This is a genomic window from Arthrobacter sp. 08Y14 (assembly GCF_002929455.1).
Taxonomy (GTDB): domain Bacteria; phylum Actinomycetota; class Actinomycetes; order Actinomycetales; family Micrococcaceae; genus Arthrobacter_B; species Arthrobacter_B sunyaminii.
The window spans coordinates 1,136,834-1,160,122 of the sequence record NZ_PJIX01000001.1 but is presented as its reverse complement, the minus strand read 5'-3'; the positions used below and the strand labels follow the sequence as shown (position 1 = coordinate 1,160,122).

At 62.5% G+C, this 23,289-nt stretch carries 25 protein-coding genes; 15 read left to right on the top strand and 10 right to left on the bottom strand.

What is annotated here, in order from left to right:
- Window positions 1–80 precede the first annotated feature (80 nt).
- From rpmH to CXR03_RS18245, 10 genes are all read left to right on the top strand, one after another.
- On the top strand, window positions 81–218 hold the full coding sequence (rpmH, locus tag CXR03_RS05545) for a 50S ribosomal protein L34 (protein ID WP_056010217.1): 138 nt from the start codon (window positions 81–83) through the stop codon (window positions 216–218).
- Window positions 219–280: 62 nt separating this feature from the next.
- Entirely contained in the window at window positions 281–649 is a 369-nt protein-coding gene (gene rnpA / locus CXR03_RS05540; protein ID WP_104102467.1) for a ribonuclease P protein component, read from the top strand.
- 7 nt (window positions 650–656) lie between these two features.
- Window positions 657–1,028 (top strand): membrane protein insertion efficiency factor YidD, encoded by a 372-nt coding sequence (gene yidD / locus CXR03_RS05535; protein WP_104053474.1) that lies wholly within the window; start codon window positions 657–659, stop codon window positions 1,026–1,028.
- 9 nt (window positions 1,029–1,037) lie between these two features.
- The gene (gene yidC, locus CXR03_RS05530; RefSeq protein ID WP_104102465.1) at window positions 1,038–2,000 is read left to right on the top strand and encodes a membrane protein insertase YidC; all 963 of its coding nucleotides are present in this window, start codon (window positions 1,038–1,040) and stop codon (window positions 1,998–2,000) included.
- Window positions 1,997–2,566: a R3H domain-containing nucleic acid-binding protein gene (locus CXR03_RS05525; protein WP_104102463.1), complete on the top strand. Its 570-nt coding sequence runs from the start codon at window positions 1,997–1,999 to the stop codon at window positions 2,564–2,566. The genes yidC and CXR03_RS05525 overlap by 4 nt, the downstream gene beginning before the upstream one ends.
- 52 nt (window positions 2,567–2,618) lie before the next feature.
- Complete coding sequence (gene rsmG / locus CXR03_RS05520; protein ID WP_104053471.1) at window positions 2,619–3,251, top strand: 16S rRNA (guanine(527)-N(7))-methyltransferase RsmG; 633 nt, start codon at window positions 2,619–2,621, stop codon at window positions 3,249–3,251.
- Between the two features lie 440 nt (window positions 3,252–3,691).
- Window positions 3,692–4,633, top strand: a complete 942-nt coding sequence (locus tag CXR03_RS05515; RefSeq protein ID WP_258059912.1) for a ParA family protein — start codon at window positions 3,692–3,694, stop codon at window positions 4,631–4,633.
- Between the two features lie 101 nt (window positions 4,634–4,734).
- Window positions 4,735–6,039 (top strand): ParB/RepB/Spo0J family partition protein, encoded by a 1,305-nt coding sequence (locus tag CXR03_RS05510; protein ID WP_104102462.1) that lies wholly within the window; start codon window positions 4,735–4,737, stop codon window positions 6,037–6,039.
- Window positions 6,040–7,244: 1,205 nt separating this feature from the next.
- The gene (locus CXR03_RS18250; RefSeq protein WP_181034499.1) at window positions 7,245–7,388 is read left to right on the top strand and encodes a hypothetical protein; all 144 of its coding nucleotides are present in this window, start codon (window positions 7,245–7,247) and stop codon (window positions 7,386–7,388) included.
- Window positions 7,389–7,714: 326 nt separating this feature from the next.
- Entirely contained in the window at window positions 7,715–7,867 is a 153-nt protein-coding gene (locus CXR03_RS18245; protein ID WP_181034498.1) for a hypothetical protein, read from the top strand.
- Between the two features lie 399 nt (window positions 7,868–8,266).
- Here CXR03_RS18245 and CXR03_RS05505 read toward each other — a convergent pair whose 3' ends face one another.
- The 10 genes from CXR03_RS05505 to CXR03_RS05465 all read right to left on the bottom strand — a co-directional run bounded on the left by CXR03_RS05505 (window position 8,267) and on the right by CXR03_RS05465 (window position 18,369).
- Window positions 8,267–8,551 (bottom strand): hypothetical protein, encoded by a 285-nt coding sequence (locus CXR03_RS05505; RefSeq protein ID WP_104102460.1) that lies wholly within the window; start codon window positions 8,549–8,551, stop codon window positions 8,267–8,269.
- A gap of 1,615 nt (window positions 8,552–10,166) precedes the next feature.
- The gene (locus CXR03_RS18565) at window positions 10,167–10,778 is read right to left on the bottom strand and encodes an NAD-dependent epimerase/dehydratase family protein (RefSeq protein WP_258073498.1); all 612 of its coding nucleotides are present in this window, start codon (window positions 10,776–10,778) and stop codon (window positions 10,167–10,169) included.
- Window positions 10,779–10,845: 67 nt separating this feature from the next.
- Window positions 10,846–10,983, bottom strand: coding sequence for a hypothetical protein (locus tag CXR03_RS18240; RefSeq protein WP_181034497.1), 138 nt, complete (start codon window positions 10,981–10,983; stop codon window positions 10,846–10,848).
- A 174-nt stretch (window positions 10,984–11,157) separates the two neighbouring features.
- Window positions 11,158–11,382 (bottom strand): hypothetical protein, encoded by a 225-nt coding sequence (locus CXR03_RS05495; protein WP_308470575.1) that lies wholly within the window; start codon window positions 11,380–11,382, stop codon window positions 11,158–11,160.
- 170 nt (window positions 11,383–11,552) lie between these two features.
- Window positions 11,553–12,749: a peptidoglycan-binding protein gene (locus tag CXR03_RS05490; RefSeq protein ID WP_104102459.1), complete on the bottom strand. Its 1,197-nt coding sequence runs from the start codon at window positions 12,747–12,749 to the stop codon at window positions 11,553–11,555.
- Window positions 12,750–12,759: 10 nt separating this feature from the next.
- Window positions 12,760–13,086 carry a thioredoxin gene (gene trxA, locus CXR03_RS05485; RefSeq protein ID WP_104102457.1) on the bottom strand — a complete coding sequence of 109 codons (327 nt, stop codon included), beginning with the start codon at window positions 13,084–13,086 and terminating at the stop codon, window positions 12,760–12,762.
- Window positions 13,087–13,115: 29 nt separating this feature from the next.
- Window positions 13,116–14,141, bottom strand: coding sequence for a thioredoxin-disulfide reductase (gene trxB / locus CXR03_RS05480; protein WP_104102456.1), 1,026 nt, complete (start codon window positions 14,139–14,141; stop codon window positions 13,116–13,118).
- 193 nt (window positions 14,142–14,334) lie between these two features.
- Window positions 14,335–15,921 carry an ABC transporter substrate-binding protein gene (locus tag CXR03_RS05475; RefSeq protein ID WP_104102454.1) on the bottom strand — a complete coding sequence of 529 codons (1,587 nt, stop codon included), beginning with the start codon at window positions 15,919–15,921 and terminating at the stop codon, window positions 14,335–14,337.
- A 166-nt stretch (window positions 15,922–16,087) separates the two neighbouring features.
- Window positions 16,088–17,749: a murein biosynthesis integral membrane protein MurJ gene (gene murJ / locus CXR03_RS05470; protein WP_104102452.1), complete on the bottom strand. Its 1,662-nt coding sequence runs from the start codon at window positions 17,747–17,749 to the stop codon at window positions 16,088–16,090.
- A gap of 89 nt (window positions 17,750–17,838) precedes the next feature.
- Window positions 17,839–18,369 (bottom strand): NUDIX hydrolase, encoded by a 531-nt coding sequence (locus CXR03_RS05465; RefSeq protein ID WP_104053459.1) that lies wholly within the window; start codon window positions 18,367–18,369, stop codon window positions 17,839–17,841.
- A gap of 144 nt (window positions 18,370–18,513) precedes the next feature.
- Between CXR03_RS05465 and CXR03_RS05460 the strand changes: the two genes are divergently transcribed.
- The 5 genes from CXR03_RS05460 to mshA all read left to right on the top strand — a co-directional run bounded on the left by CXR03_RS05460 (window position 18,514) and on the right by mshA (window position 23,228).
- Complete coding sequence (locus CXR03_RS05460) at window positions 18,514–20,076, top strand: CCA tRNA nucleotidyltransferase (RefSeq protein ID WP_104102451.1); 1,563 nt, start codon at window positions 18,514–18,516, stop codon at window positions 20,074–20,076.
- A gap of 17 nt (window positions 20,077–20,093) precedes the next feature.
- Window positions 20,094–20,750, top strand: a complete 657-nt coding sequence (locus CXR03_RS05455; protein ID WP_104102449.1) for a histidine phosphatase family protein — start codon at window positions 20,094–20,096, stop codon at window positions 20,748–20,750.
- 191 nt (window positions 20,751–20,941) lie between these two features.
- Entirely contained in the window at window positions 20,942–21,118 is a 177-nt protein-coding gene (locus CXR03_RS18235; RefSeq protein WP_181032192.1) for a hypothetical protein, read from the top strand.
- A gap of 573 nt (window positions 21,119–21,691) precedes the next feature.
- Complete coding sequence (locus CXR03_RS18560; RefSeq protein ID WP_258059776.1) at window positions 21,692–21,814, top strand: hypothetical protein; 123 nt, start codon at window positions 21,692–21,694, stop codon at window positions 21,812–21,814.
- A gap of 166 nt (window positions 21,815–21,980) precedes the next feature.
- Window positions 21,981–23,228 (top strand): D-inositol-3-phosphate glycosyltransferase, encoded by a 1,248-nt coding sequence (mshA, locus tag CXR03_RS05450; RefSeq protein WP_104102448.1) that lies wholly within the window; start codon window positions 21,981–21,983, stop codon window positions 23,226–23,228.
- Window positions 23,229–23,289: the final 61 nt, after the last annotated feature.

Here is a 23,289-nt window from a genome sequence, read left to right as displayed (position 1 = left end):
TCACATGAAAAAAGCGCCGCTTGTTCTTCCCCCTTGTCGTAGCAAGCCAGCGCAACTCAGATTGTCTTGGAGTAACTACCGTGAGCAAGCGGACTTTTCAGCCGAATAACCGCCGTCGTGCCAAGAAGCACGGCTTCCGCCTTCGCATGCGTACCCGTGCCGGCCGTGGAATCCTTTCCGCACGCCGCGCCAAGGGCCGCACCGAACTGTCGGCATAAACAGCTTTAAGTTTGTCGATGCTGCTTATCTGCAGCTCTGCAATCGATTCCTGGCGGCCTAAATGCTGGCCGTAGGAAACCGGGTGCGGACGTCGACGGATTTTTCTCATACTGTACGTTCCGGTGCCCGAAGTGGGCGCCGGAACGTAGTGTTATATGCGGTGAGAACCGGGCCATGCCCTACCCGCGTAGGCTTCATCGTCGCCAAAAGCGTCGGGAACGCAGTGACACGCAACCTCGTTAAGAGAAGACTGAGGGAAGCAGCTGCGGAGAGTCTGCGTGAGTACCCCACCGGATACGACGTGGTGGTCCGTGCGTTGCCGCCGGCGGCAACGGCGTCGTGGCAGGAACTCCGTACGGACTATATGGGAGCGCTTCGCACCTGTGTAGGCAAACTCGACCGTGTTCCATCGTTTGACCAGAAGAGGTGATCTGCTGATGAGCCGCTCCGGTACCAATCCGGGAAAGGCTGTTCAGAGGGTTGCCTCTTTTGTGTGGAATCTGCCGCGCTACATGCTGATCGGCCTCCTGGTTGCCTATCGAAAAACCATTTCGCCCCTTTACGGGCCGGTCTGCAGGTTCTTTCCGTCCTGCTCCGCCTATGCTCTTGAAGCCGTGACTGTTCATGGGGCAGTACGCGGCACTTGGCTGGCTGCCCGGCGGCTGGTTCGCTGCCACCCCTGGAACGACGGCGGGGTGGACCATGTCCCGCACGGAGACAGGAATTGGGATCCCAACAGGGTTCCGAGAATTATTGTGCTGAATCACCCCGTGATTCCAGCCGACGAAGACAGCCGCGAAGCGGCCTGAGGAGTATAAATGGGTTTCTTCGAGACGATACTGTTCCCCTTTAAGTGGGTAGTGTCCTGGATCATGTGGATCTTCCACGAGGGTTTTGTTTTCCTCGGGATGGATGCCGCATCCGGCTGGACATGGACGCTGTCCATCATTGGCCTGGTGATCGTGATTCGGGCCGCCTTGATCCCGGTCTTCGTGAAGCAGATCAAGGCACAGCGCGGCATGCAGTCGCTGCAGCCGGACCTGAAGAAACTCCAGCAGAAGTACAAGGGTAAAACCGACCAGCTCTCCCGTCAGGCTATGACGCAGGAGCAGATGGCGCTGTACAAGAAGCACGGCACCAACCCGTTTGCGGCCTGCCTGCCCATGCTGATCCAGATGCCGTTCTTCTTCGCCCTGTTCCAGGTGCTGAACGGAATTTCCTCATCCAACGCTGCAGGCAAAGGCCAGGGTGCCCTTTCGCATGAGGCCATCCAGCAGTTCGATGAAGCCACCATCTTGGGTGCTCCGCTGTCCTCCTCGCTGCTGCACGGCGGCGGCGGAGACGGCCAGCTCGCCGTCGTCATCCTCTCCATCGTGATGATCCTGGCCATGACCGCTTCGCAGTTCATCACCCAGAAGCAGATCATGTCCAAGAACATGTCGGAAGAGGCCCTGGCCAGCCCTTTCATGAAGCAGCAGAAGATGATGCTCTACATCCTGCCGCTCGTGTTCGGTATCGGTGGCATCAACTTCCCCATCGGCGTGCTTATCTACTGGACCACCACCAACCTGTGGACCATGGGACAGCAGTTCTTCGTCATCCGCCGGATGCCCACCCCGGGCTCCCCTGCTGCCAAGGCAATGGCCGAACGCCGTGCGAAAAAGGGACTTCCCATGGTCCCGCTGCTCGGCGAGAAGAAGTCCGAGACCGTTGAGCCGGCTCCGGTGGCCGTAAAGACCCAGCGTGTCCAGCCCCAGCGGAAGAACAGGAAAAAGCGATGACCACAGAGCCCGCCGCGGAGACACCGGAAACTGGTTTGGAGACAGCAGGGACTGAACCTGCTGCTGATCCGCAGGCGGGCGCTGCCCGCCCCGGCCGCCTCGAAGAAGAGGGAGACGTTGCTGCGGACTACCTCGAGGAATTGCTGGACATCGCCGATATCGACGGAGACATCGACATCGAGGTCCGCAGCGGCAGGACTTACATCTCGGTAGTGGCGGAAGAAGGCGACGCCAGCGGTCTGCAGCATCTTGTTGGCAAGGACGGCGAAGTTCTGGAAGCACTGCAGGAACTGACACGGCTTTCCGTACTGACTGCCACTGACAGTCGTTCCCGTCTCGTTCTGGACATCACCGGGTACCGCCAGGAGCGCAGCGCCGAACTGCAGATCATTGCGGAGAAGGCCGTTGCCCAGGTCCGGGAAAGCGGCAAGGAAATCGCACTTAGCCCCATGAGTGCCTACGAGCGAAAGATCGTGCACGACGCCGTGGCGGATCTCGGGCTCGTCAGCGAATCCGAGGGCGAAGGGGCCGCGCGCCACATTGTGGTGTCGCAGGCCGAGGCCTAGGCCGGGCCACTTACTACTGGAAACTGCACTGCAGACAAAGGACACACACTTCGTGGTTGAAACATCGCCCGCTGAACGCATAGCGGCGGAAAGAATCTTCGGCTCCCGGCTGGATCTGGCGGAACGCTATGTCGGACACCTGGCTACGTCGGGGATGGAACGGGGCCTCCTGGGGCCTCGAGAGGTGCCACGGCTGTGGAGCAGGCACGTGCTGAACTGCGCCGTCGTCGCGGACCTCATCGATGAAAACCTGCGGGTGGCAGATGTCGGCAGCGGTGCAGGCCTTCCGGGCCTGTGCCTGGCGATAGCCCGTCCTGATCTTCACCTCACCCTCATCGAGCCCCTCGAGCGCCGGGTTAACTGGCTGAATGAGGTCGTGGAGGACCTCGGCCTGGACAACGTGACAGTCCTTCGGGGACGGGCGGAACAGGTAGTCAAGGATGTTGATGCAGACGTAGTGACCGCCCGTGCGGTGTCAGCACTGTCCACTCTGGCCGGTCTAACCATTCCCCTCCTGAAGGGAAAGGGAGAGGTCCTGGCTATCAAGGGACGCAGCGCCGAGGAAGAGATTGCCAAGGCTGCCAAAGCAATCCGTAAGCTCGGAGGCCGCGAAACGTCCATTGTGACGGCTGGCGAGGACCTTCTGGAAGAACACACAACGGTTGTTCGCATCCTCGTGGGGTAGTGGCCCGCAGCACTATCTTGTGCACACACCGGCCTCGATCCGGGATATTTGCCGGGCAGCGGATAGGCTGGATGGACTAATGCCTATGTTTGGAAAGTGAGCATGTCCAGGTGAGTGCGCGCCGCGATTCCGGAGCAAAACGAATTCCCCCTTTTGCTGCTTTGGGTTCTGCCCTCTCCGCACAGTTCTCCCGGATTCAACCCCAAATGTTTGCAACTACTCAAGATCCCGCACAGATTCCATCAAGTGCTCCCGAGGTTCAAGAACCGGTAACGGAGGCACCTGTGAATCAGACCGCACTGGTGCCGTCGACGGAACCTGATCGACCCGCAGCAGGCAATTCCGTGCCTGCAGCCGGGACCGAGCTTGTTTCACGTGAAACGACACACAGTGCTGTTCCCCTGCAGACCGCGGTCGAACCGTCCGCGGCCCCCGAGGCTATCGAAGGTGGTGTATCTGACGCGGCGGTCATACCGTCGACGTCGGTGGACGTTATGGATTTGATGGACGAAAGCACCCCGCTTGCCCGGGAACTGGCACACGAAAACCGCCGCCGCGAAAAGCTCCGCGGCCGCGTTCTTCCCCGCCCCGCGGAAACGCGCATCATGACGGTTAGCAATCAAAAGGGCGGTGTAGGCAAAACCACCACCACCGTGAACCTGGCTGCCGCACTTGCCACCGCGGGTCTGAACGTCCTGGTGATTGACATAGATCCGCAGGGAAATGCTTCTACCGCCCTCGGCATCGATCACCGCGCCGAAGTAGAGAGCATCTATGACGTGCTCATCGATGACCTCCCGCTTGGAAATGTTGTGGCCCAGTGCCCCGATATCTCCAACCTGATCTGCGCGCCGGCAACAATTCACCTGGCTGGTGCTGAGATTGAGCTGGTTTCGCTGGTGGCCCGTGAGCAGCGGCTCCGGAGAGCCATCGACGTTTATGCCGCGGAGCGTGAACGGAACGGCCAGGAGCGACTGGACTACATTTTTATTGACTGCCCGCCGAGTTTGGGACTGTTGACCGTCAACGCGTTTGTTGCGGCGCGGGAGGTCCTCATTCCTATTCAGTGCGAGTACTACGCGCTCGAAGGCCTAAGCCAGCTGCTGAAGAACATTGAGATGATTCAGAAGCACTTGAACGCTGACTTGGTTGTCTCCACGATTCTGCTGACCATGTACGACGGACGCACCAACCTGGCGGCGCAGGTGGCAGCCGAAGTGCGGGAGCATTTCCCGGATCAGGTTTTGGGTGCAGTGGTGCCGCGGTCGGTCCGTATTTCTGAAGCCCCGAGTTACCAGCAGACGGTCATGACATATGATCCGTCTTCCAGCGGCGCCTTGTCTTACCTTGAGGCCGCAGCAGAGATCGCCCAGCGCGGTTAGACACCCCGGGTCGGTCCTTGCGCCGTTACCGACGCGATGAATCGTAGAATACAGTCACAAACAATCCATGCCGCTTGTGTGCATAAGGGAAGGACATACCCATGACCGAAAAGCGTCGTGGTTTGGGAAGAGGCCTGGGGGCACTAATCCCCAGCAGTGCAGCACCCGAGGAACCTGCATCCACGTCTTCAGTGCCCCCACGTGCCGGGCGTCCCGTCGATTTGTTCTTTCCTTCCGCCGCAGACAACGTAACGCCTTCTCGGCCGGCTGCCCAGGGCGTCCGGAGAGGCAGCGGCATCAACAAGGATGCTCTCCGTGGCCCCGCTTCCAAAGGCTCGGCTGCGTCGTCGCCGCGTCAGCAGAACCGCACACAGCCGTCGGGTCATGAGGACGGCTTGGGAGTTGCCGGCGAAGAGACTTCGGACGTGGCATCCACCGCGTCCAGGGCTGACAAGCGTGCTGCAAAGGCCGTGAAGGCTCCTGGCGGCGGCTCCGGCGGCAGCGGTGACAACCAGGGTGTCGAGCCGTCTCAGGACGCCGTACAGGCCACTGAGGGCAGCACTGTTTCACGTGAAACACTAGTGGAGGTGCCCGGAGCGACCTTTGCCGAGATCCCGGTGGACTCCATCCATCCGAACAGAAAACAGCCTCGATCGGTCTTCGATGAAGAGGACATGGCTGAGCTGGTTCACTCTATCCGCGAGATCGGTGTTCTTCAGCCGATCGTGGTCCGGCCCTCCGCTGAGAATGATCCCGAGCACCCTTATGAACTGGTCATGGGTGAACGCAGATGGCGGGCCAGTCGTGAGGCTGGACTGGAAGCTGTTCCGGCAATTATCCGCTCCACCCAGGACGTGGATCTGCTCCGGGATGCCCTGCTGGAGAACCTTCACCGCAGCCAGCTGAATCCACTGGAAGAAGCGGCGGCGTATCAGCAGCTTCTGGATGACTTTGAGTGCTCTCACGAGGAGTTGGCGGACCGCATTGGACGGTCGCGCCCGCAGGTTACCAACACTTTGCGGTTGATGAAACTTCCTCCTCTCGTACAGCGCCGGCTTGCCGCCGGGATACTGTCCGCCGGGCATTCACGAGCACTGCTGGGACTGGCCGATGCGGCGGAGATGGAGAAGCTGGCGCAGCGCATTGTCGCGGAGGGTCTTTCCGTTCGTGCAACTGAGGAGATTGTGGCTCTTAGTGACGGGCTTCGGCGTCCCGCCAAGGCTGCGAAACCTAAAACCGGCGCACGACATGAACGCCTTGACTACCTTGCCACCTCCCTTTCAGACCGGCTGGATACCAATGTGAAGATCACACTGGGTGCGCGCAAGGGCAAGGTCAGCATTGAGTTCGCCAGCGTTGATGATCTGAACCGGATTATGGGAGTGCTGGCCCCGCCGACGAACTAGTGCCAGTGTGGTGTTTCACGTGAAACACCCGCCAGTCCAGCTGTCCTGTACCGCCCTCGCGGCGGCAGCGATGCCTGTCCGAGACTGGGATAACGGCCGCACTGCGACCGAGGAGCGCACTCTGGTCGCGGTGTGAAATCGTTGGCCGCACGCACCGTCAGCAGTTGGAGCGAGGGACAGTTCCCCTGTTGGGCGCAGTGGGTCGTTGCATAAAGAGCCCCAGGATCGGTGTGCGACGAAGCGTACCGGCAGTCAGATCTGAACACCGGCATGGTTCCTGCCGCGGCCCTACCGGATCTGTGGTGTACCGGTTCCTTTGTTTCACGTGGAACATGGTCTTCTGACGCGGGGCGCCGTCGCCATTTATCAGCCTATCTCGTGGACGTACGGTCACAGTGCAGTGCAGCTCCTGGATAGGCGACTATCCGCTTTCCCTCATGGTCGTCACTGATTCAAGCGATGTGTGTCGGGGTGCAACGGACCGTGAACAAGAGAAGCATGCTAAGTGGTGCCGCCTATGAGCACTAGATTGCGGGCACTCCACGACATCGTCTCTAGTCGCCCGCAGCCGAGTCCGTAGCCATTTGTCCTTCTGTTTCACGTGAAACGTTACGATCCCGTCAGTCCTGGCTGCAGTGCGTGTCCCATGACCGACGTTCGAATTCGTTCGGCAGCAGGATTGCATCGCGTCACCCGGTGCCCCTCGGGGCTGGACGAGCTTTGTCAGTATCTGGGGTAACAACAGAGAGACCTTGCTTGGCCCGACTGCTCCTTATGCTCTGCCCGCGTGGACATTCACAGCCGAGCGAATGCGGACCGCCCGACACAACATAGAAGGGCGGCTCGATTCGTACTGGACGCCGTACGGTCCCTCTTGTTTCACGTGAAACGTCATTGACGGACCGTGAGCCGGTACCATCCCGATCCGGCGTCCGCACAGGACCACTGGTTCCTCGCCGGCCATGAAGCAGTAAACCCTGGTAGCTAGTGATCCCCGAACGATGTGCGCATGCAGCAGCCTCCTAGCACTGTAGGCCGGCTTCGCACGAGCTGGTACAGGTGCGAAAAGTGGTCCGCCTGGCGGAGGCCTCTGCTCTCGGTGATGCGGGAAAGCCTTAGACTTTGCCGGGTCACCACGTGCGGTCTAGCCGCGGATCCCCGTCGGCTTGACTGCGTGCCTCTGCCCATCCCGGCACTCAGCACTAATGTTCGCTGGCCTGACTGTGAGCGTGCAGCTGGCTTGGTGGGGACGTGAGCCGTTTGAACGCCAGTTCCGGCAGGCGATCAGACTCGTTGCCAGCGCCTGGCAGGTCCTGACATCGCCGGTCATCACCTGCCAGGCGCGGTGAGTCCATCATGGTCGCTATGGCTGTTTCACGTGAAACAAGTGTTGAACTCCTCCCCGGTGCGGCGCCCAACATGAGTCCATTATGATGTCGCGAGAGACCATTTTTGTCACCCGCCTCGGTCCTACTCCGGTGCCGCATGTGGACTTCCGGCCGGTTTCGGTGGGCTTCCAAGTGCACTTGCCATGGTCGGCCGTGGCTATGGCCATTCGGCGACCCCCATACCGTTCCTTGTTTCACGTGAAACGCTGTCGACCAGGGTGAGGCAGGCCGCGAGCCGTCGAGTTCAGGAATGCCGGGCACTTCACGCCAATGAAGGCGGTGGCCGGGTGACGGGTGCCGGCGGTGTCGAAACCCGTCACCTCAGTGAAGCGGTGACCGTGGCTATCCTGGGTGCTGAGACGGCATGGATGGATGACCAGCCTCAGTGGATGCAGCGGGCGTATCTCGGGGTGCTCAAATCTGCGGGCGTCCGCAGGTAACTTCGATGTACTGCATGAAGCAACTACTCGAGTAGTACCGTCGTCTGTGTAATTCAACGAACGGAATGAGTTAGTCCGAGAGGGAAGGCCAGTTCACTCCCGGTTCCGTTGAGTAGTGCTGTTTAGTGCGTTCCCGGCATGCGGGCAAAACCCATGCCACCGGATTCCAGCATCCGCTGTCAGGGAGGGACTTCGCCCCGGCCGGTGATTGCGACGACTTCGGCTGCGGCGAACAGAGGCAGCCTGGTCTTGGAGTAATCCGGGCTCAACCGTGTATCGGTAGAGGGAGGGGGTATGACCTCATCATCGGACGCCGGATCGTAGTACTCAGGTCCGGCGGCAAACGCACCTGCCTTTCCCCGGTGCGGGTGCGGTTCCAGACAGTTCACCCCTTCGGCTTCAGCGATTACCGAAGTTGCGTCGGTTGAACCATCCGAAACAACGGGAATGTTGGAGGCAAGGGACGAGCACTTTGGCTGAGGCGATGGTTTCCGCGATCACGATCACGCGTTCTTCATTGTGTGCTGCTATCAAGACGGCAATCCGATTCGGGAACACAGCGTGATGTCTGGGCAACTGGTTCGGGATGCTTTGGTTATGTAATTCCCCGATCCGCCGAAGCAGGTCGACCGTGCTCCATAGGGGAGTGGTGATCCCCAGCATCAGCAGTGCAATGACCAGCATTGCCCATGGTTACACGTTCCTACCCCCAAAGACTTTGTAGATGAACATCGAACTGGGGCGGGTGGCTGCTGGTTCACTCATGCTGCACCTGGCCGGGCGTGGACGACTTCCCGCCAGGCGCCGTCCCGCACGGCCGTCTGGCTCAGGAATTGCCAATTCACACAGTCGGCGGCGCCGTTCAAGGATTCAAAACCCAGGCCGCCGTTGAGTGCCGGCGAGACGTCCATGCCGGCACCGATTGCAAATGGTGTCGCCCGGTCGGCGTACTCCCGCTCGTCCCGCCCACGTGATGACGGAACCCCTCATAGCGAAGGCCGGGGGAAAGCCGATGTCGTAGTAGGGGAGATCAAGGCAGAACGGATTGTCGCTGGGGGTCATACTCCGGGGAAAACCAACCCCCGTCTTCTGCCCGCAGCTCGGGTTCGCAGCTATGGTCGATGACCGCTCCGTCACACCTCCGTAGACGTCCGCAGGGCTCCCGGACGATCCGCTGGCTGGAACAATCGAGGGAGCAGGTTCCGGCGGTGCGGATTCAACGTCGTACAGGGCATAGCCATCTGTGACGGCGGATCCCTCACTGCTCAATGAGGGACCATACGTCAGGCCGGTTGGCGCCTTCGGGAACCGGAGGGGTTTGCCCACGCCGCGGGAGTGAAGTCCTCGGAGGGTTCCAGGAAGGGGACCCGACGTCCCGAACTGACATTCACCAAAATTGGCCCTGCAGTAAACACTGAGCTTGGTTGGCACATCCGCAGTGTAGGAGAGTCTCAACGAGTAACGGCGACAAGGTTGGACGGCAGGGGAACACGCACCCAGATCCTGCGTCTGTGTCAGTTTGGCATTACTGCTTTCATGGCCTCGCACGGTCACCTCCGCACCCGTGCCTCCCTGTAGGCCAGGTGCTCTGGTCAACTCCGCGGCTCAGCTGCCTCCGCCGAGACCGGGCCCGCCAAGGCCCACCAATCACGTCCTGCGCTGAACGGACAGTCGGACTGGTGGTTTCCCGTATTGCCAGCCAAGCGACAAACTCTTGGAGCTGGGCTTTGAGTATCAGTGGACCGGCAACGTCTTTGGCCTGCCGGAGGTTCATGAATCCGGCGTTATCCAGCAAACCTGAGTTCACGTGGGAGGTTCCTTCCTAATCCACGGCGCTGAAGATTTCAGCCACACGTGCCGCACCACTCACCCCGTCGTCGAACGTCAGCCTCACTACCGTTTGCCCGGGAACGAAGGGAAGCAGCTCGGAGGGTATGTAGCCGGAAGGGGCTGTGCTTCCGCGACGGCACGTGTATTTTCCGGGGGACCCCAGCCGGCCGCTGCCAGCCACTGGCCTCCGGAGATCAGGAAGGCCGCGGGAAGAGACAGCACCAGGAAAGCGCCAAAGGCTTGCAGGGACCGTTTATGTTTGCGGCGTGACGGCAGTCGGCGAGCAGACTTGGTGCCCATATTCAAAGACTGCCAACTCAACCAGCCCAGCGGCGGCCGGTTCAGCCTCCTGCCTAAACGTTGGCACGCGAAGGCGAGGAGACCATCCTGGCCATGCCGTCCGGGGGTTCCGGCAGCAACATTGGTGATGATCTGGTCGATGGTTGTGGTGGGGTTAGACCCCAAGTAGTCATAGGGGATGATGGTGCTGTCCAGCAGCTCGCTGACCGCTTGGCAAAATCGAGAATAGAGATCTCACGAGTTCCACTCGGATTGAATGCCCTGCCGGAGGCATCCGGGTGGTCCGCAATGCTGACGGCTGCGGGGACTCATCGGCCACATAGGAAAAGCACCTGGTCTGCAGCACGCCGCCAAAGAGCTTAAGTATTTCACCGCGTTGCGCCTGGCCCACCCGATTCGTCCACCGTGACTTCAGTACCGACCCCAGAATCCTGTCTGATTCTTCCGGGAGTGAATCTCCGGTGTTTTTGCCGTAGACCTCGGAAGTTGAGCCGAGCAGCAGGACGGCACCGGCAGCTAGGGTGGCGTCCAGCACCACTTCGGTTCCGTAGATATTGGTGCGCAGGCTTGTGAGCGGGTCTTCGACAATGAGCTTGACGCCGACGGCGGCGGCCAGATGTAACAATCCGTCCGCACCGGCGATCAGGCTGTCAACGGCGGTCCGGTCCAAAATGGCTCCCTCGACAAAGCGGAAGCCGGGGTGGTCCAGCACTCCGCGGAGGTTTTCCAGGGAACCGGTGGACAAATCATCCAGGACCGTCACGTCGTCGCCGGTAGCCAAGCCGGCGCCGCCCGCTATTGCTGTTTCACGGTGGTGTATTCCTACAAAGAAATGGTGCGGCTGAGAATTACAGCGCAATGATGTTGGGGCCTGCGCGAAGGCTGTAGGCGGCGCCCAGTACGGCGGGTACCGAGGCCAGCCATGACAGGTCAAAGTCGGTGTGCGGCGTGCACGATGACCAGGTCGGCAGCAAAACCGGGCGCATCGGGTATGGGTTCCAGGACGATTCCCTTGGTGCCTATTCGTATGATCAGGGGATCAATGTAGGTGACTTCCGCGCCTTCCTTTAGAAGACCGGCCAGGATTTCCTCGGCAGCGGTCCACTGCGCGGCGCGGCCGTGCAGCGATGACCTGCAAGCCTGTTCAATGACCGGGGCGTTTATGCGGTCGCTGTGCAGCTGCTAGAGCAGGTAGTGAGGATCGCAGGGGATGCAGTGCCCGCCCGCCCCGGCACAGGATTGAACCGCATGAACCCGAAGGGTTTGGTGTCGGCGGCGTCGATGACATCCATCACCGGGATATCCAGAGCCCCGCAGACATCGGCGAACTCGTTGGCCAGGGCGATATTCACGGCACGGAAAGTGTTCTCCGGCAGCTTTGTCATTTCGGCGGCCTCGGCCGTGGGCACCAAACTCGGTAATGAGGCTGTCGAGGACACTTGGCCGGTAGCCGCCTCCACAGCAAAGACGAGCAAGCGGCCGGGGAGGCCTAAACAGCCACGGCGGCGTCCTCCGCAAAGGGGACGCCGCCGTCGTATTGTGCGGTGGATGCCTGTTAGAGCCCGGCTACGCGCCGTTCCTCCGGAACTTCCGCCGGATTAAAACGGAACACATCGTCCAGAGCCAAGGTGCCCGTGGGCTGGTCCTCTTCTTCGAGCAGGTAGAGGCGCTGAATGCCGATAACGATGGAATCGGCCACCGTTTGCCGGAATACCGGATCAGCCAGCCGTTCCGCGTCGCCGCGGTTGCTGAGGTAACCAAGGTCCAGACCGACGGAGGGGATTCCGGAGAGTTTGAGGGTGTCCCACGTGCGGCCGTGGACGCCCAGGCTGTCCATACCGGTCCGGGCGGCCAGTTCCTTCATCAGCAGGATGGCGGCACGGTGACCGATGGGTGATCGTGCTTCACCGGTTCCGGGCAAGCCCCAGTAAAAAGCGGCGATTCCGGAAGCTGCCTGCTGGTCCAGCCAGTCACAGTGGAGATCCAGGCTGAGGCTGGGGACACTCTCGCCGCCGCCGTCCACACCGGAGTAGGCGGAGGCACGGGAAACAACTCCGGCACCGAACTCGCGCAGAATACGCTCCACGCGCTGCCCGATGTCGGCGGCAACCATGGCTTCGGTCAGTGGCCGGGATGTCAGTCGGTCGACGGCGTGGGGGGAGGCCAGCTCGGAGCTTCCGGTGCTGAGGGCGATCAAACGGCCGCGCAGCGCGGCGGTGGAACGGTCCAACCGCTCGTAGTCACGCAGGGCAAATGCCTGGCTGGGCGTGATGGCGCGGTTAACCCGGGCCATGGCCCGAATAGTGTCCTGGTCGCAGACACCGGTGCCGGGAATGCCGAGGTTGTTCTGCAGCTCGGCAACGGCATAACGGGTACGGACGTTGAATTCGCCGTCGATGTGGCCGTAGTAGAACCCCAGGTGCGAGAGGTGCCGCTGGAGTTCTGCAACGTCATCGCCCCGTATTGGCTGCTGGCCTTCGACCAGGGCCAAGACGCGGTCCCCGAAGCGGAACTGTGCTTCAGCCAGGGCACGCAGGGTGTCGGGTCCGGCCACGCCGTCCACGATGAGCCCGCGGCTTTGCTGGAAGGAACGGACGGCGGCGTCCACGTGATCGTCAAAGAGATCGGGGTTGTTGACGGAGTCCGGAGCCAAATAGGACATGGAGATGCCGGCGCTCAGCAGCGCTTCGCGAAGCGCCCTGACACGCCGGCCGGCGTCCATTCTCCGCAGGGTTTCTCCTGCCGGGTGCATGGTCGGTGACTTATTTCAGGAAGGCCGCAAATTCCTGTTCCAGGACCTGCTTGGGCTTGGCACCGATGGACGTGGCAGCCACTTCACCGCCCTGGAAAACATAGACAGCGGGAATGGATGTGATGCCGTACTTGGCGGCGATGGCGGGGTTGTCATCCACGTTGACCTTCACGACGTCCACCTTGTCCGCGTACTGCGCGGCAATATCGTCGAGGATGGGGGAGAGCATGCGGCACGGGCCGCACCACTCTGCCCAGAAATCAACGATGACGGGCTTGTCGGCGGTGAGGACGTCGGCGTCGAAGGAAGCGTCGGTGACATCTTTAGCGTTGCTCATTGTGGTGCTCCTTACAGATTTCTGCGAACTTAGAGGGCGGCGTGTTCGGATACGGCTTCAGCCGGCGGGGTGGGCACTTCGGCAGCGGTGGCCACCGAATCGCCCAGGTCAGCCAGGTAATGCTCAACGTCGATGGCAGCCACGCAGCCCGAACCCGAAGCGGTGATCGCCTGGCGGTAGGTGGGGTCAATGACGTCGCCGGCGGCGAACACGCCGGGCAGGGAGGTCTTGGAGGTGCGCCCGGCGACGGCGATGGTGCCTTCGCTGGTCAGTTCCAGCTGGTCCTTGACGAGGTCGGTCCGCGGGTCGTTGCCGATGGCGACGAAGACGCCGGTGACGTCCAGGTCGGACTCGGAGCCGTCCACCGTGCTGCGCAGGCGCAGACCGGTGACCTTGTCTTCACCGTGGATGCCAGCCACTTCCGAATCCCAGACAAAGCGGATCTTCTCGTGGGACAGGGCGCGGTCCTGCATGATCTTGGACGCACGCAGAGTGGAGCGGCGGTGGACCACGGTCACGCTGGAGGCAAACTTCGTCAGGAACAGGGCCTCTTCCAGAGCGGAATCGCCGCCGCCGATGACGGCGATGTCCTGGCCCTTGAAGAAGAAACCGTCACAGGTGGCACACCAGCTGACGCCGCGGCCGGACAGGCGCTTCTCGTCCTCGAGGCCCAGCTCGCGGTAGGCGGAGCCGGTGGAGATGATGACGGCCCGCGCCAGGAAGGTTTCGCCGGTGCCGATGGTGACCTTCTTGATGTCGCCGTCGAGCTCCAGGGAGGTGACGTCCTCAAAAAGGATTTCCGTACCAAAGCGCGCTGCCTGCTTCTCGAACTGGGCCATTAGATCCGGACCCATGACGCCTTCGGGGAAGCCGGGGAAATTCTCCACGTCCGTGGTGTTCATCAGCTCACCGCCGGCGGTAACCGAGCTGGCAATCAGCAGCGGCTTGAGGTTGGCGCGCGCCGTGTAAACGGCGGCGGTGTAACCGGACGGACCGGAACCGACAATGATGACGTCGCGTACGCCGTCGGCGGCTGCGGGGGTTTCGATGCTCACGGTTAGGTGTTCCTCTTCCTGTTGAAAACTTCAGCGATCCTGCAGTAGTCCTGACGAATCATGTTCTGTGTGCTTACTCCGGGATCACTGGGCACAACCGTTCCAGGCTCCAGCTTATTCCGGGCAGCCCGTCCCGCACATGTCAGGAGAGCGGCCCGGGTGCGGCCCGGCCCGATCCGTGACGGTGTTGGGGCTAGGAGACGCCGATTTCGGCGATTCGCAGGCCCCACGGAAAGGCGGTCTGCACCCCGGTCAGTCGCGGCAGCTGCGTGAAGTTCACAATCACGTACTGTGCGGTGGCTGTTTCACCATTCGTCTTGGGTACCGGAATGCTGGTGGTCGGGCCGGTGAATCCGGTCTCGGCTACGGTGACGGCACCGTCCAGAGTCGGAGAATCGTTGAGCAGCACGGAGAAGCTGCCGCCGGTGCCGTTGAGCTGGGTGATGTCGATCTTGTTGATCGCGGATTTCTCCTCCAGCTCGACGACGAGGGCCAGGTTGGGAGCGTACCCGCCGAAGGCGTCATTAGCGTATTCGTAGCTGGACCAGTAGCTTGCCGGATTGCCGTCAAGGATCTGGGGAAGTTCGCCGTCATGTTCAGCATCCAGTGCGGGGTTGGCGGGGACAAACCGGCTGACTCCTGCAGGTACCGGAGCCGGGGCTGCGGGTTCCTCAGCCGGGGCTTCGGCGGCCGGTGCCTGCTCCGGCGCGGCTGCTGTAGGCGTTGTGTCGGTGCCGGCCAGGGGGTCGGGGTCCTTGAGGCTGCCGAGGGTGCTGACGGACAGGACGACGGCGACGATCAGGACCAGCGTCAGGAGGGTCCCCACGAGGACACGCCCCATGGTGCGGTTGGTGCGCGGCGGGGCGTCCTCGTCTTCGTCGTAGCCGCCGTCGTCCGGGTAGTTCTCACTGTAGTCATTGCCGGATCCTGCGGCGGTCGCAGCCACGGCGGACTTGGGGAAGTTGGAGGGCCGGCGGCCGGAATCCTGCACCGGATGATTTGTCTCCGACATGCGGGCCGCGGCGGTGTCATCGCCGTCGGACACGGCCTCCTCGGAATAGTCAGTGTCCGTCCAGCGTGAAACTTTGGGTGTCTGGCCGGTGGCCGGCGCCGTGCCGCGTTCCTGGACGCGGGGACCCTTGGGGCGTGCGGAAGGCGGCGGCGGCATCGTGGCTGCACCGGTGGCTGCTTCTGCGGGAGCGTCTTCGGCGTCGCCGAACTCCAGGTCGCGTGCGGCGGCGGCTTCTTCGGCGCCGGAGACCATGGAACCGGTCCCTGCCGCGGCAGCCCCCCGCCCAAACTTGGGAAGCCTGGGCAGCGGCCGGCCGGACATCAGTGGTTTGCGCGGTGCACGTTCGGCAGGTTCCTCGACGTACCTTTCCTCTTCTTCGTTCTCCGGTTCCCGCGAACGGGGCATACCGAAAATTTCGGAGCCGAGGGTGTCGGTAAAGAAGGGTTCAACATACGGTGCGTCCCGCTCAATAACCAGGTCCAGCAAATCCGCTGCATTTGCATTGTTGGTCACCAGATAGGTGCGGCCGTCGCTCACGCCGAGATCCAGGACCTGCACATTGCTGGCCCGTTCACCCGTGGCAATTTCACGGGCACTGGCACTGACCTGGGAGGTGTTTTCGGGTGCAGCCAGGAGGATGCTTACCGCACGGTTCAGCACCTGGTCCACGCCGTCGAGGACCAGATCATTTTCTGCAGAGGCCAGGACCCAGGCGGTCACTTTGTAGCGGCCTCCCAGCGTTGAGCCAACGTCTACCGGCTGTGGCACGTGTTCCTCCCATGGAAACGGCAAATTACTGCGTTCATTTTTGCTGCGGACTGACCTGCTGATTATTCGTGACGAGACTGCATCGCATGCTTTGTACCCATGCTACCTGCGGGCAATGGGAAATCTTTCAGAAGGCACCGCCGGTTCCCGGGCGCGGCATGCCTGCCTAGCGGCGCACCTTCGCCAGAATCGGTGCGAGGAAGGCATCGAGCTCCTTCACCTTCAGGGCACGCAGCATGAAGAAGTAGGACACGGCCATCAGAGATCCGCAGATCAGCAAAGCCACCAGCGAACCGGTAAGGGACGACCAGGCGAAACCGTCAGCGGAATAGCCGCCCAGCAGTCCCAGCGCCGCTGATCCGAGGACGGCGCTGCCCAGGGCCGCGACCGTCAGCCGGACGTGGACATCGAAGATTTCGCCGGCTCCGTAGTAACCCAGCTTCCGGGTCAGGAAGATATGGCTGATGATCACGCCGGCCACGTTGCCGAGCGAATACGCAACGGCAAGACCGAAGACAATCCGGTTGGGCGGAAGAGCGGCGGCACCCAGTGCCAGCGCGATGCCGAAAACGGACAGGATGATCTGCATGATCATCGGTGTCTTGCCGTCCTCATCGGCGTAAAACGCACGGTTCATGAGGAAAGTGGCGCTGAGGAAAGGTGCACTGATCGCCAGCAGCATCAGCACCTGGCCCTGGACCACGGCGGAGGCAATGGAGCCGCCGCTGAACCACATGCTCAGGGGACCGGCCAGCACCACCAGCACGGCGGAACAGAAGACGGTTGCCACACCGATGGCGCGGAGGCCTGAGGAAACGGTGTCCCGGACTGCCTTAAGGTTCCCCTCGGTGAAGGCATGGGACATCTGGTTGAACAGCACCGTGGCCAGCGAGAGCGTGATGACGGAGTGCGGAATCATGTAGAACATGGAAGCCGTCTCAAGGTTCAGGTGCCCGGCAATGACCTCGGGCGGGTTCATCGCAGCGTAGGCCGGGCGTGCGGCCGTGGCGATGGTGGCAATGTTGGTGTAAACGAGATAGGCGCCGTTGCCCACCAGCATCGTGATGATCGTCCACTTGGCCACTTTTCCGGTCTGCCGCAGGCCGATGCCGCGCATCCGCAGGTTGGGGCGCAGGCCCAGGCCGAGTTTGCGCAGCGGAATTAAGAGGACGAGGGCCTGGACAACGATGCCGAGGGTGGTGCTGCCGGCCAGCAGCACTGTGGCGGACGTGGTCCAGTTCTCCGGCGAGAAGGCGTTGGTCTCTTCCCGTCCGATCAGCGCGATGAACAGCACGAGTCCGGCGATAGCCACCACATTGTTGACGACCGGAGCCCACATATAAGCTCCGAAGCGGCCGTTGGCATTGAGCGTCTGTCCGATGACCGCATACGCGCCATAGAAGAAGATCTGCGGAAAGAGCCAGTAGGCGAAGGTTGTGGCCAGCGGAAGCTGCGTTTCGTCCAGCTGTGTCACCAATGTCAGGATCCACGGGGCGGCAAGGGTTGCAACCAGCGCCAGGACGCCCAGCCCGAGCAGGCTCAGGGTCATGATCGACGAGACGTACTCCCGGCCCCGGTCCGGCCGCTTGCTGGCCTTGATGATTTGCGGAACCAGCACGGCGTTGAAAACGCCGCCGGCCAGCAGCAGGTAGATAAAGTTGGGCAGCACGTTGGCGGAGCTGAAGATGTCCGTTACCAGGCCCGTGTTGCCAATGGCCACGGCCAAAAGGGCGGTTCGGACGAGGCCGAGGACACGGGAGACGAGGGTTCCGGCTGCCATGACGGCGCTGGAACGCGCCGTGCTGGGAGCAATATTGTTTTCGGCCATGGTGTCCCTATGCTCTCACTTCAGTGCGGCAGCCGATAAAACGCAGTACTGCACCAGCACTGGAACACAGCAATGCAGGACCGGTTCCGTCAGAGGTACCGGGGCAGGATTTCCCGCGCCAGGTCAGCGATGCGCCGTTCATTGGGGAAGGAAAGCCGCTTGCCCAGTTCCGCCAGCGGAACCCAGGCGACATCCACGGCTTCGTGGTCCGGATCATTTTCGATGGTCAGGTGACCGCCCGTGGCAGCCAGCAGGAAGTGGTGCACGGTTTTATGCACGCGGTGACCACTCACCGTAAACCAGTAGTCGATGCTTCCCAGGGCTGTCAGGATCCGACCGTCGATGCCGGTTTCCTCGGCGATTTCCCGAATGGCTGCTTCCCGGCTGTCTTCATCATTTTCCGGATGGCCTTTGGGAAGGCACCATTCCAGCCGCCCGCCGCGGTTCAGACGGGCAATAATGGCCACGGGCAGGTCCGCTGAAGCGGCATCCACCACGATTCCCCCTGCGGAGACCTCTTCCACTGTTGGAAGGGAAGCATGCACCGGATGCGCGGCGGCATTTCCCATTGACGCCGTCAACGGGGTTCGCTTGGGTGCGCTCGGTACGGGATGGGCCATAGGACCACTCTAACGATCTTTGTCCGGGGATGATGACTGGGCAGCGGTACCCCGGCGGGGAAGCGGGAATGCCCGGCGTGTCCGGGTTCCGGAAGGAGCCGGATGTGCACCCCCGGACCTTTTATCTGGCACGCTTAAAGCACTATGGCGCACCTTTCTGACAGCTCGGCCCTGAAAACTCCCCTTCCCTCCGTTGTCGGCGACCTCGGGCAGTTGTTCCACGACGCCGGTTACGAGCTTTCCCTCGTGGGCGGTCCGGTGCGGGACCTCTTTCTGGGGCGCGTATCCCCGGACCTGGATTTCACCACCAACGCCCGCCCCGATGACATCATCAGCGTGATTCGCCGCTGGTGTGACACCTACTGGGAGATCGGGCGTGCGTTCGGAACGATCGGTATGCGCAAGGCCGGCTTCCAGATTGAAATCACCACGTACCGGGCGGACGCCTACGATCCGGATTCGCGCAAACCGGCCGTAGCGTTCGGAGACAAGCTCGAAGACGATCTCTTCCGCCGCGACTTCACCATGAACGCGATGGCTCTGCGGCTGCCTTCCATGGAACTGGTCGATCCGTTCGGCGGAGTGTTGGACCTGCACGCGGGCCTCGTGCGCACTCCCGGCGCCCCCTCGACGTCGTTCTCCGACGACCCGCTGCGGATGATGCGCGCCGCACGCTTTGCCTCCCAGCTGGAAGTGGACGTGGCGCCCGAGGTCTTCGAGGCAATGAAGGACATGGCCGGGCGCATCACGATCATCTCCGCCGAACGCGTCCGCGACGAACTGGTCAAACTCATTAACGGCAAGGCGCCGTGGGCCGGCATTGACCTGCTGGTGGAAAGCGGACTGGCCGAGCATGTCCTGCCGGAAGTGTCCGCGCTGAAGCTGGAGATCGACGAGCACCACCGCCATAAGGACGTTTACCAGCACTCGCTGACGGTGCTCCGGCAGGCCTGCGGCCACGAGACGGACGCCGACGGCGCAGTGCCGGGTCCGGATTTTGTCCTTCGTTTCGCTGCGCTGATGCACGACGTCGGCAAACCCGCCACCCGCCGCTTCGAACCGAACGGCTCCGTCAGTTTCCTGCACCACGACGCCGTCGGGTCCAAGCTCACCGCCAAGCGGATGAAAGCGCTGCGCTTCGATAATGACACCATCAAAGCGGTCTCGCGGCTGGTGGAGCTGCACATGCGGTTCTACGGGTACGGCGATGCGGGCTGGACCGATTCCGCCGTCCGCCGCTACGTCAACGACGCCGGCCCCCTGCTGCAGCGGCTGCACCGGTTGACCCGTTCCGACGTCACCACCCGCAACCGGCGCAAGGCCGAACGCCTGGCCTTCGCCTATGACGACCTGGAAGCCCGCATCACTGCGCTCGCCGAGCAGGAGGAACTCGCCGCCATCCGGCCCGATCTGGACGGGCAGCAGATCATGGCCCTGCTGGGCATCCGGCCGGGCCCCGTGGTGGGCCGCGCCTACCGGTTCCTGCTGGAGGAACGGATGGAAAAGGGGCCGTCCAGCGAGGCTGAAGCGGCGGATCTGCTGCGCAGCTGGTGGGCTTCCCAGCCCGAGAATCCCGACAATTCCGCTGCCGCCCCCGCCGGAGACTCCGATACTGCCGCGGCGCCCGCAGAGCCTTCCGCTGACAACTCCGGCGATGCCGCCGCCCGCGGCGGTGCCAAAATGGAGTCGGACGGAAACCCGTCCTGACAAGCGGAAGGAAGTAAATGAGTAACGCTGAGGACTTCGGTCCCGCGGTTCCGGATACGACGCCGGCAGGTACCCGGCTGCCGCGCCTGTGGCTGCTGCGCCACGGTGAAACGGAGTGGTCCCGGGAGGGCAACTACACCGGTCTGACGGACATCCCCCTGACGGAGGCGGGCGAGGCCCAGGCCAGGGCCGCCAGGGAAAAGATCGGGGCCGTGGACTTTGATCTTGTCCTGTCCTCTCCGCTGGTCCGGGCGCGGCGCACCGCCGAACTGGTGGGCTACCCCAATCCTCAGATCCTTCCCCACGCCCATGAATGGGACTACGGAGACAACGAGGGCCGCAAGAGCACCCAGGTCCGTGCCGAGAACCCCGGGTACCTCATCTGGAACGACGGCGTACCCAACGGTGAAACCCTGGACCAGGTGGCGGAGCGGGCCGACCGCATCATCTCGCTCGTCCAGGCCGGCTGCGGAACACCGATGGACCGCACGCCGGACGCCACCCCGGTGGAGAAGGTCCTCCTCGTGGCGCACGGACATTTCCTGCGGATCCTCGCCGCCCGCTGGCTCGGTCTTCGGGCGGACCAGGGACGGCATTTTGTCCTTGGAACCGCTGCGGTTTGCACACTGGGCTGGGACAAGCACACTCCCGCGATAGTGCGCTGGGACTATTAGTCGCAAAAAGAATGTAAAAAAGTTTCCGTAAATGTCTTGGCAGGGAACGGAAACCTGTTGTATGTTTTTCCTGCGGCCACCTTTCTTGCAGGTGGATACCGCACCAGCCAGTGAATACATGTTATTCCGGTCCGCAGCTCTGTGACCGGTCCATCCACAAGTCCATGCACTCATGAAAGGGAGGTGGGGTAATGAACATCCACAAATTCCTCACTGCCACGACGGTTGCCTGCCCGCAGGCCCGCACGTCCATCCCTTCGACTGCAGGGCCGCTGATGCGGCCCCTTGGACGGCGGGTGGCCGGCACCGGCACGGCGGGTTTTGGAGTCTCCTGGCGACGGCCCCCGTTCGACGGCGGCCGCGGGTAATCCCTGGCCGATCGTCCGGCGGGTAACCGCAGGCTGACTGCCTATCCTTTCGTAGCCGCAGTTCGGCGGCTCCAGGCATGTTCCCACCATCGCCCGGGGCTTTGCGCCGGACGGCGTGCGGCGCTGATCCTTCCTTCGACACCTCACTGAACTTCCCGGCGTCCGCTGCGCGGTGCTCGTGGTGCGGCCCTGCCGTGAAGCTTTAAGTGACGGTCTCGCAGTGAGGAACCGCAGGGACCCGGACGGCCGGGAGGCAGTGTTCCCCGTGTATGGACTCTCATTTCCCGCACGTTCTTTTTCAGGGTAATTCTCTTCATTTCCCTGCGGCCTCATTAAGCCATTCCTTCTTCCATTGTTTCCTTTTGCGCACCCAAAAACATGCGCCTTTTTCCGGAGTTTACTGTGCCTAAATCCAGCCTGCCCTTTTCGGTTCCGATAAAACCCTTCGCGCCGCCTGAAGCGTGCGAACCAGCTCAAGCACTCGATGCCACCGACGCACCTAGCCCCACCGAAGTGCGCGAGTCACCCGGTCTGGCCCGCGTCCCCACACCGCTGCGAAAGGAGGTGTCCGCCATGTTTTTCCGATTGCTCGCGTCCTTCGCCCGTTCCGATGCCGTTCATCAGGCACGCCTGGACCAGTGCTGGAACGGTCCGCACCGGTATCTGATGGCCCACAACACCTGGTCGGCGAAGTAGCCCCCCGAACCGACGGGAACAAAACCGGGGGAGTCCGCGCTGTACTGCAGTGCGGACTCCCCGTTTTGTGTGGTGGGCGCAGCCTGCCTGGAAACCATGCTCTGCGCAGTGTCGTTATAAAGTCAGTAGGGGACAAGGACAGCGGCCGGCCAGGAAGGGAGAGCTGTTGCTTCAGGTAAAGCGTGTCGCCATGCTCTCCCTGCATACGTCACCGTTGGAGCAGCCAGGCTCCGGTGATGCCGGCGGCATGAATGTTTATGTGCGCTCCGTGGCCGTGGAGTTGGCTGCCACAGGCGTTGAGGTGGAGATTTTCACCCGGGCAACCGACCGGCACCAGCGGCCGTCCGTGGAACTTGTTCCCGGTGTGACGGTCCGCCACGTTGAAGCGGGACCGCGCCGAAAGATTGCCAAAGAGGCTCTCCCCGGGCTGGAAGCTGCCCTGGCGGCATCCGTGACGGGCAGCCATCAATTCCCTTCCCACCGGCACTTTGACGTCATCCATTCGCACTACTGGATCTCCGGCACAGCCGGCCTGGCTGTTGCCCGCGCCTGGGACCTTCCACTGGTGCACACCATGCACACCATGGCCCGGGTGAAGAACCTGCGTCTGCAGGCCGGAGAGAAGCCGGAGCCCCGGGTGCGGATTGACGGGGAACAGGACATCGTGGGCGGTGCCACCCGCCTGATAGCCAATACCAGCACCGAGGCCGCCGAGCTGGAATCGCTGTACGGAGCCAACCCCCGAGCCGTGGACGTCGTCGCGCCGGGAGTGGACCTGCAGGTTTTCTCCAGCCGGAACTCCGGCGCGGCCCGCGCCCGGCTGGGCGTGCCCCGCGGCGTGTTCCACGTCGTCTTTGCCGGCCGCATCCAGCGGATGAAAGGCCCCCAGGTGCTGATCCGGGCCGCCGCGGAACTGCACGCCCGCCGTCCGGACATCCCGCTGCACGTCACCGTGCTCGGCGCCGGAAGCGGCGCCGATGTTTTGGACCTGCAGCCGCTGGCGGATTCGCTGGGGCTGCACGGAAAGGTGACCCTTCATCCGCCCGTGGAGGCCGCAGTGCTGGCCGACTGGTTTAGGGCCGCAGACGTGGTTGCCGTGCCCTCCTTCAGCGAATCCTTCGGTCTCGTGGCCCTTGAAGCCCAGGCTTGCGGCACTCCCGTGCTGGCCGCCAACGTGGGCGGGCTGCCCAAGGCTGTGGAACACGGCCGCACCGGGCTTCTGGTGGACGGCCATGAGAGCGGGCGCTGGTCCGCCGAGCTGGAACGGCTGTACGACGACGACGGGATGCGGCGGGCGCTGGGCTACGGCGCCGCAGTGCACGCTGCCGCGTTTGGCTGGAAGCGCACAGCCACACTCACGGCGCAGAGCTACCTGCAGGCCGCCGAACAGTTCTCGGCGCACTCCGTCCGCTGATAGCTTGGTGATAGGCCACCACCGTCGATGAAGACCACCGGCGGGAACCCGGAAGGACCGC

Coding starts and splice junctions, on each gene's coding strand:
- CXR03_RS05495 (WP_308470575.1), bottom strand. CDS start 11,382: ATGACAAAGCTGCCGGAGAACACTTTCCGTGCCGTGAATATCGCCCTG.
- murJ (WP_104102452.1), bottom strand. CDS start 17,749: ATGGCCGAAAACAATATTGCTCCCAGCACGGCGCGTTCCAGCGCCGTC.
- CXR03_RS05455 (WP_104102449.1), top strand. CDS start 20,094: ATGAGTAACGCTGAGGACTTCGGTCCCGCGGTTCCGGATACGACGCCG.
- CXR03_RS05460 (WP_104102451.1), top strand. CDS start 18,514: ATGGCGCACCTTTCTGACAGCTCGGCCCTGAAAACTCCCCTTCCCTCC.
- CXR03_RS05505 (WP_104102460.1), bottom strand. CDS start 8,551: ATGCTGGTCATTGCACTGCTGATGCTGGGGATCACCACTCCCCTATGG.
- CXR03_RS18235 (WP_181032192.1), top strand. CDS start 20,942: ATGAACATCCACAAATTCCTCACTGCCACGACGGTTGCCTGCCCGCAG.
- CXR03_RS05490 (WP_104102459.1), bottom strand. CDS start 12,749: ATGCACCCGGCAGGAGAAACCCTGCGGAGAATGGACGCCGGCCGGCGT.
- CXR03_RS18250 (WP_181034499.1), top strand. CDS start 7,245: ATGTTCGCTGGCCTGACTGTGAGCGTGCAGCTGGCTTGGTGGGGACGT.
- yidC (WP_104102465.1), top strand. CDS start 1,038: ATGGGTTTCTTCGAGACGATACTGTTCCCCTTTAAGTGGGTAGTGTCC.
- CXR03_RS05525 (WP_104102463.1), top strand. CDS start 1,997: ATGACCACAGAGCCCGCCGCGGAGACACCGGAAACTGGTTTGGAGACA.
- rnpA (WP_104102467.1), top strand. CDS start 281: ATGCTGGCCGTAGGAAACCGGGTGCGGACGTCGACGGATTTTTCTCAT.
- trxA (WP_104102457.1), bottom strand. CDS start 13,086: ATGAGCAACGCTAAAGATGTCACCGACGCTTCCTTCGACGCCGACGTC.
- CXR03_RS05510 (WP_104102462.1), top strand. CDS start 4,735: ATGACCGAAAAGCGTCGTGGTTTGGGAAGAGGCCTGGGGGCACTAATC.
- CXR03_RS18560 (WP_258059776.1), top strand. CDS start 21,692: ATGTTTTTCCGATTGCTCGCGTCCTTCGCCCGTTCCGATGCCGTTCAT.
- yidD (WP_104053474.1), top strand. CDS start 657: ATGAGCCGCTCCGGTACCAATCCGGGAAAGGCTGTTCAGAGGGTTGCC.
- CXR03_RS18240 (WP_181034497.1), bottom strand. CDS start 10,983: ATGCGCCCGGTTTTGCTGCCGACCTGGTCATCGTGCACGCCGCACACC.
- CXR03_RS05465 (WP_104053459.1), bottom strand. CDS start 18,369: ATGGCCCATCCCGTACCGAGCGCACCCAAGCGAACCCCGTTGACGGCG.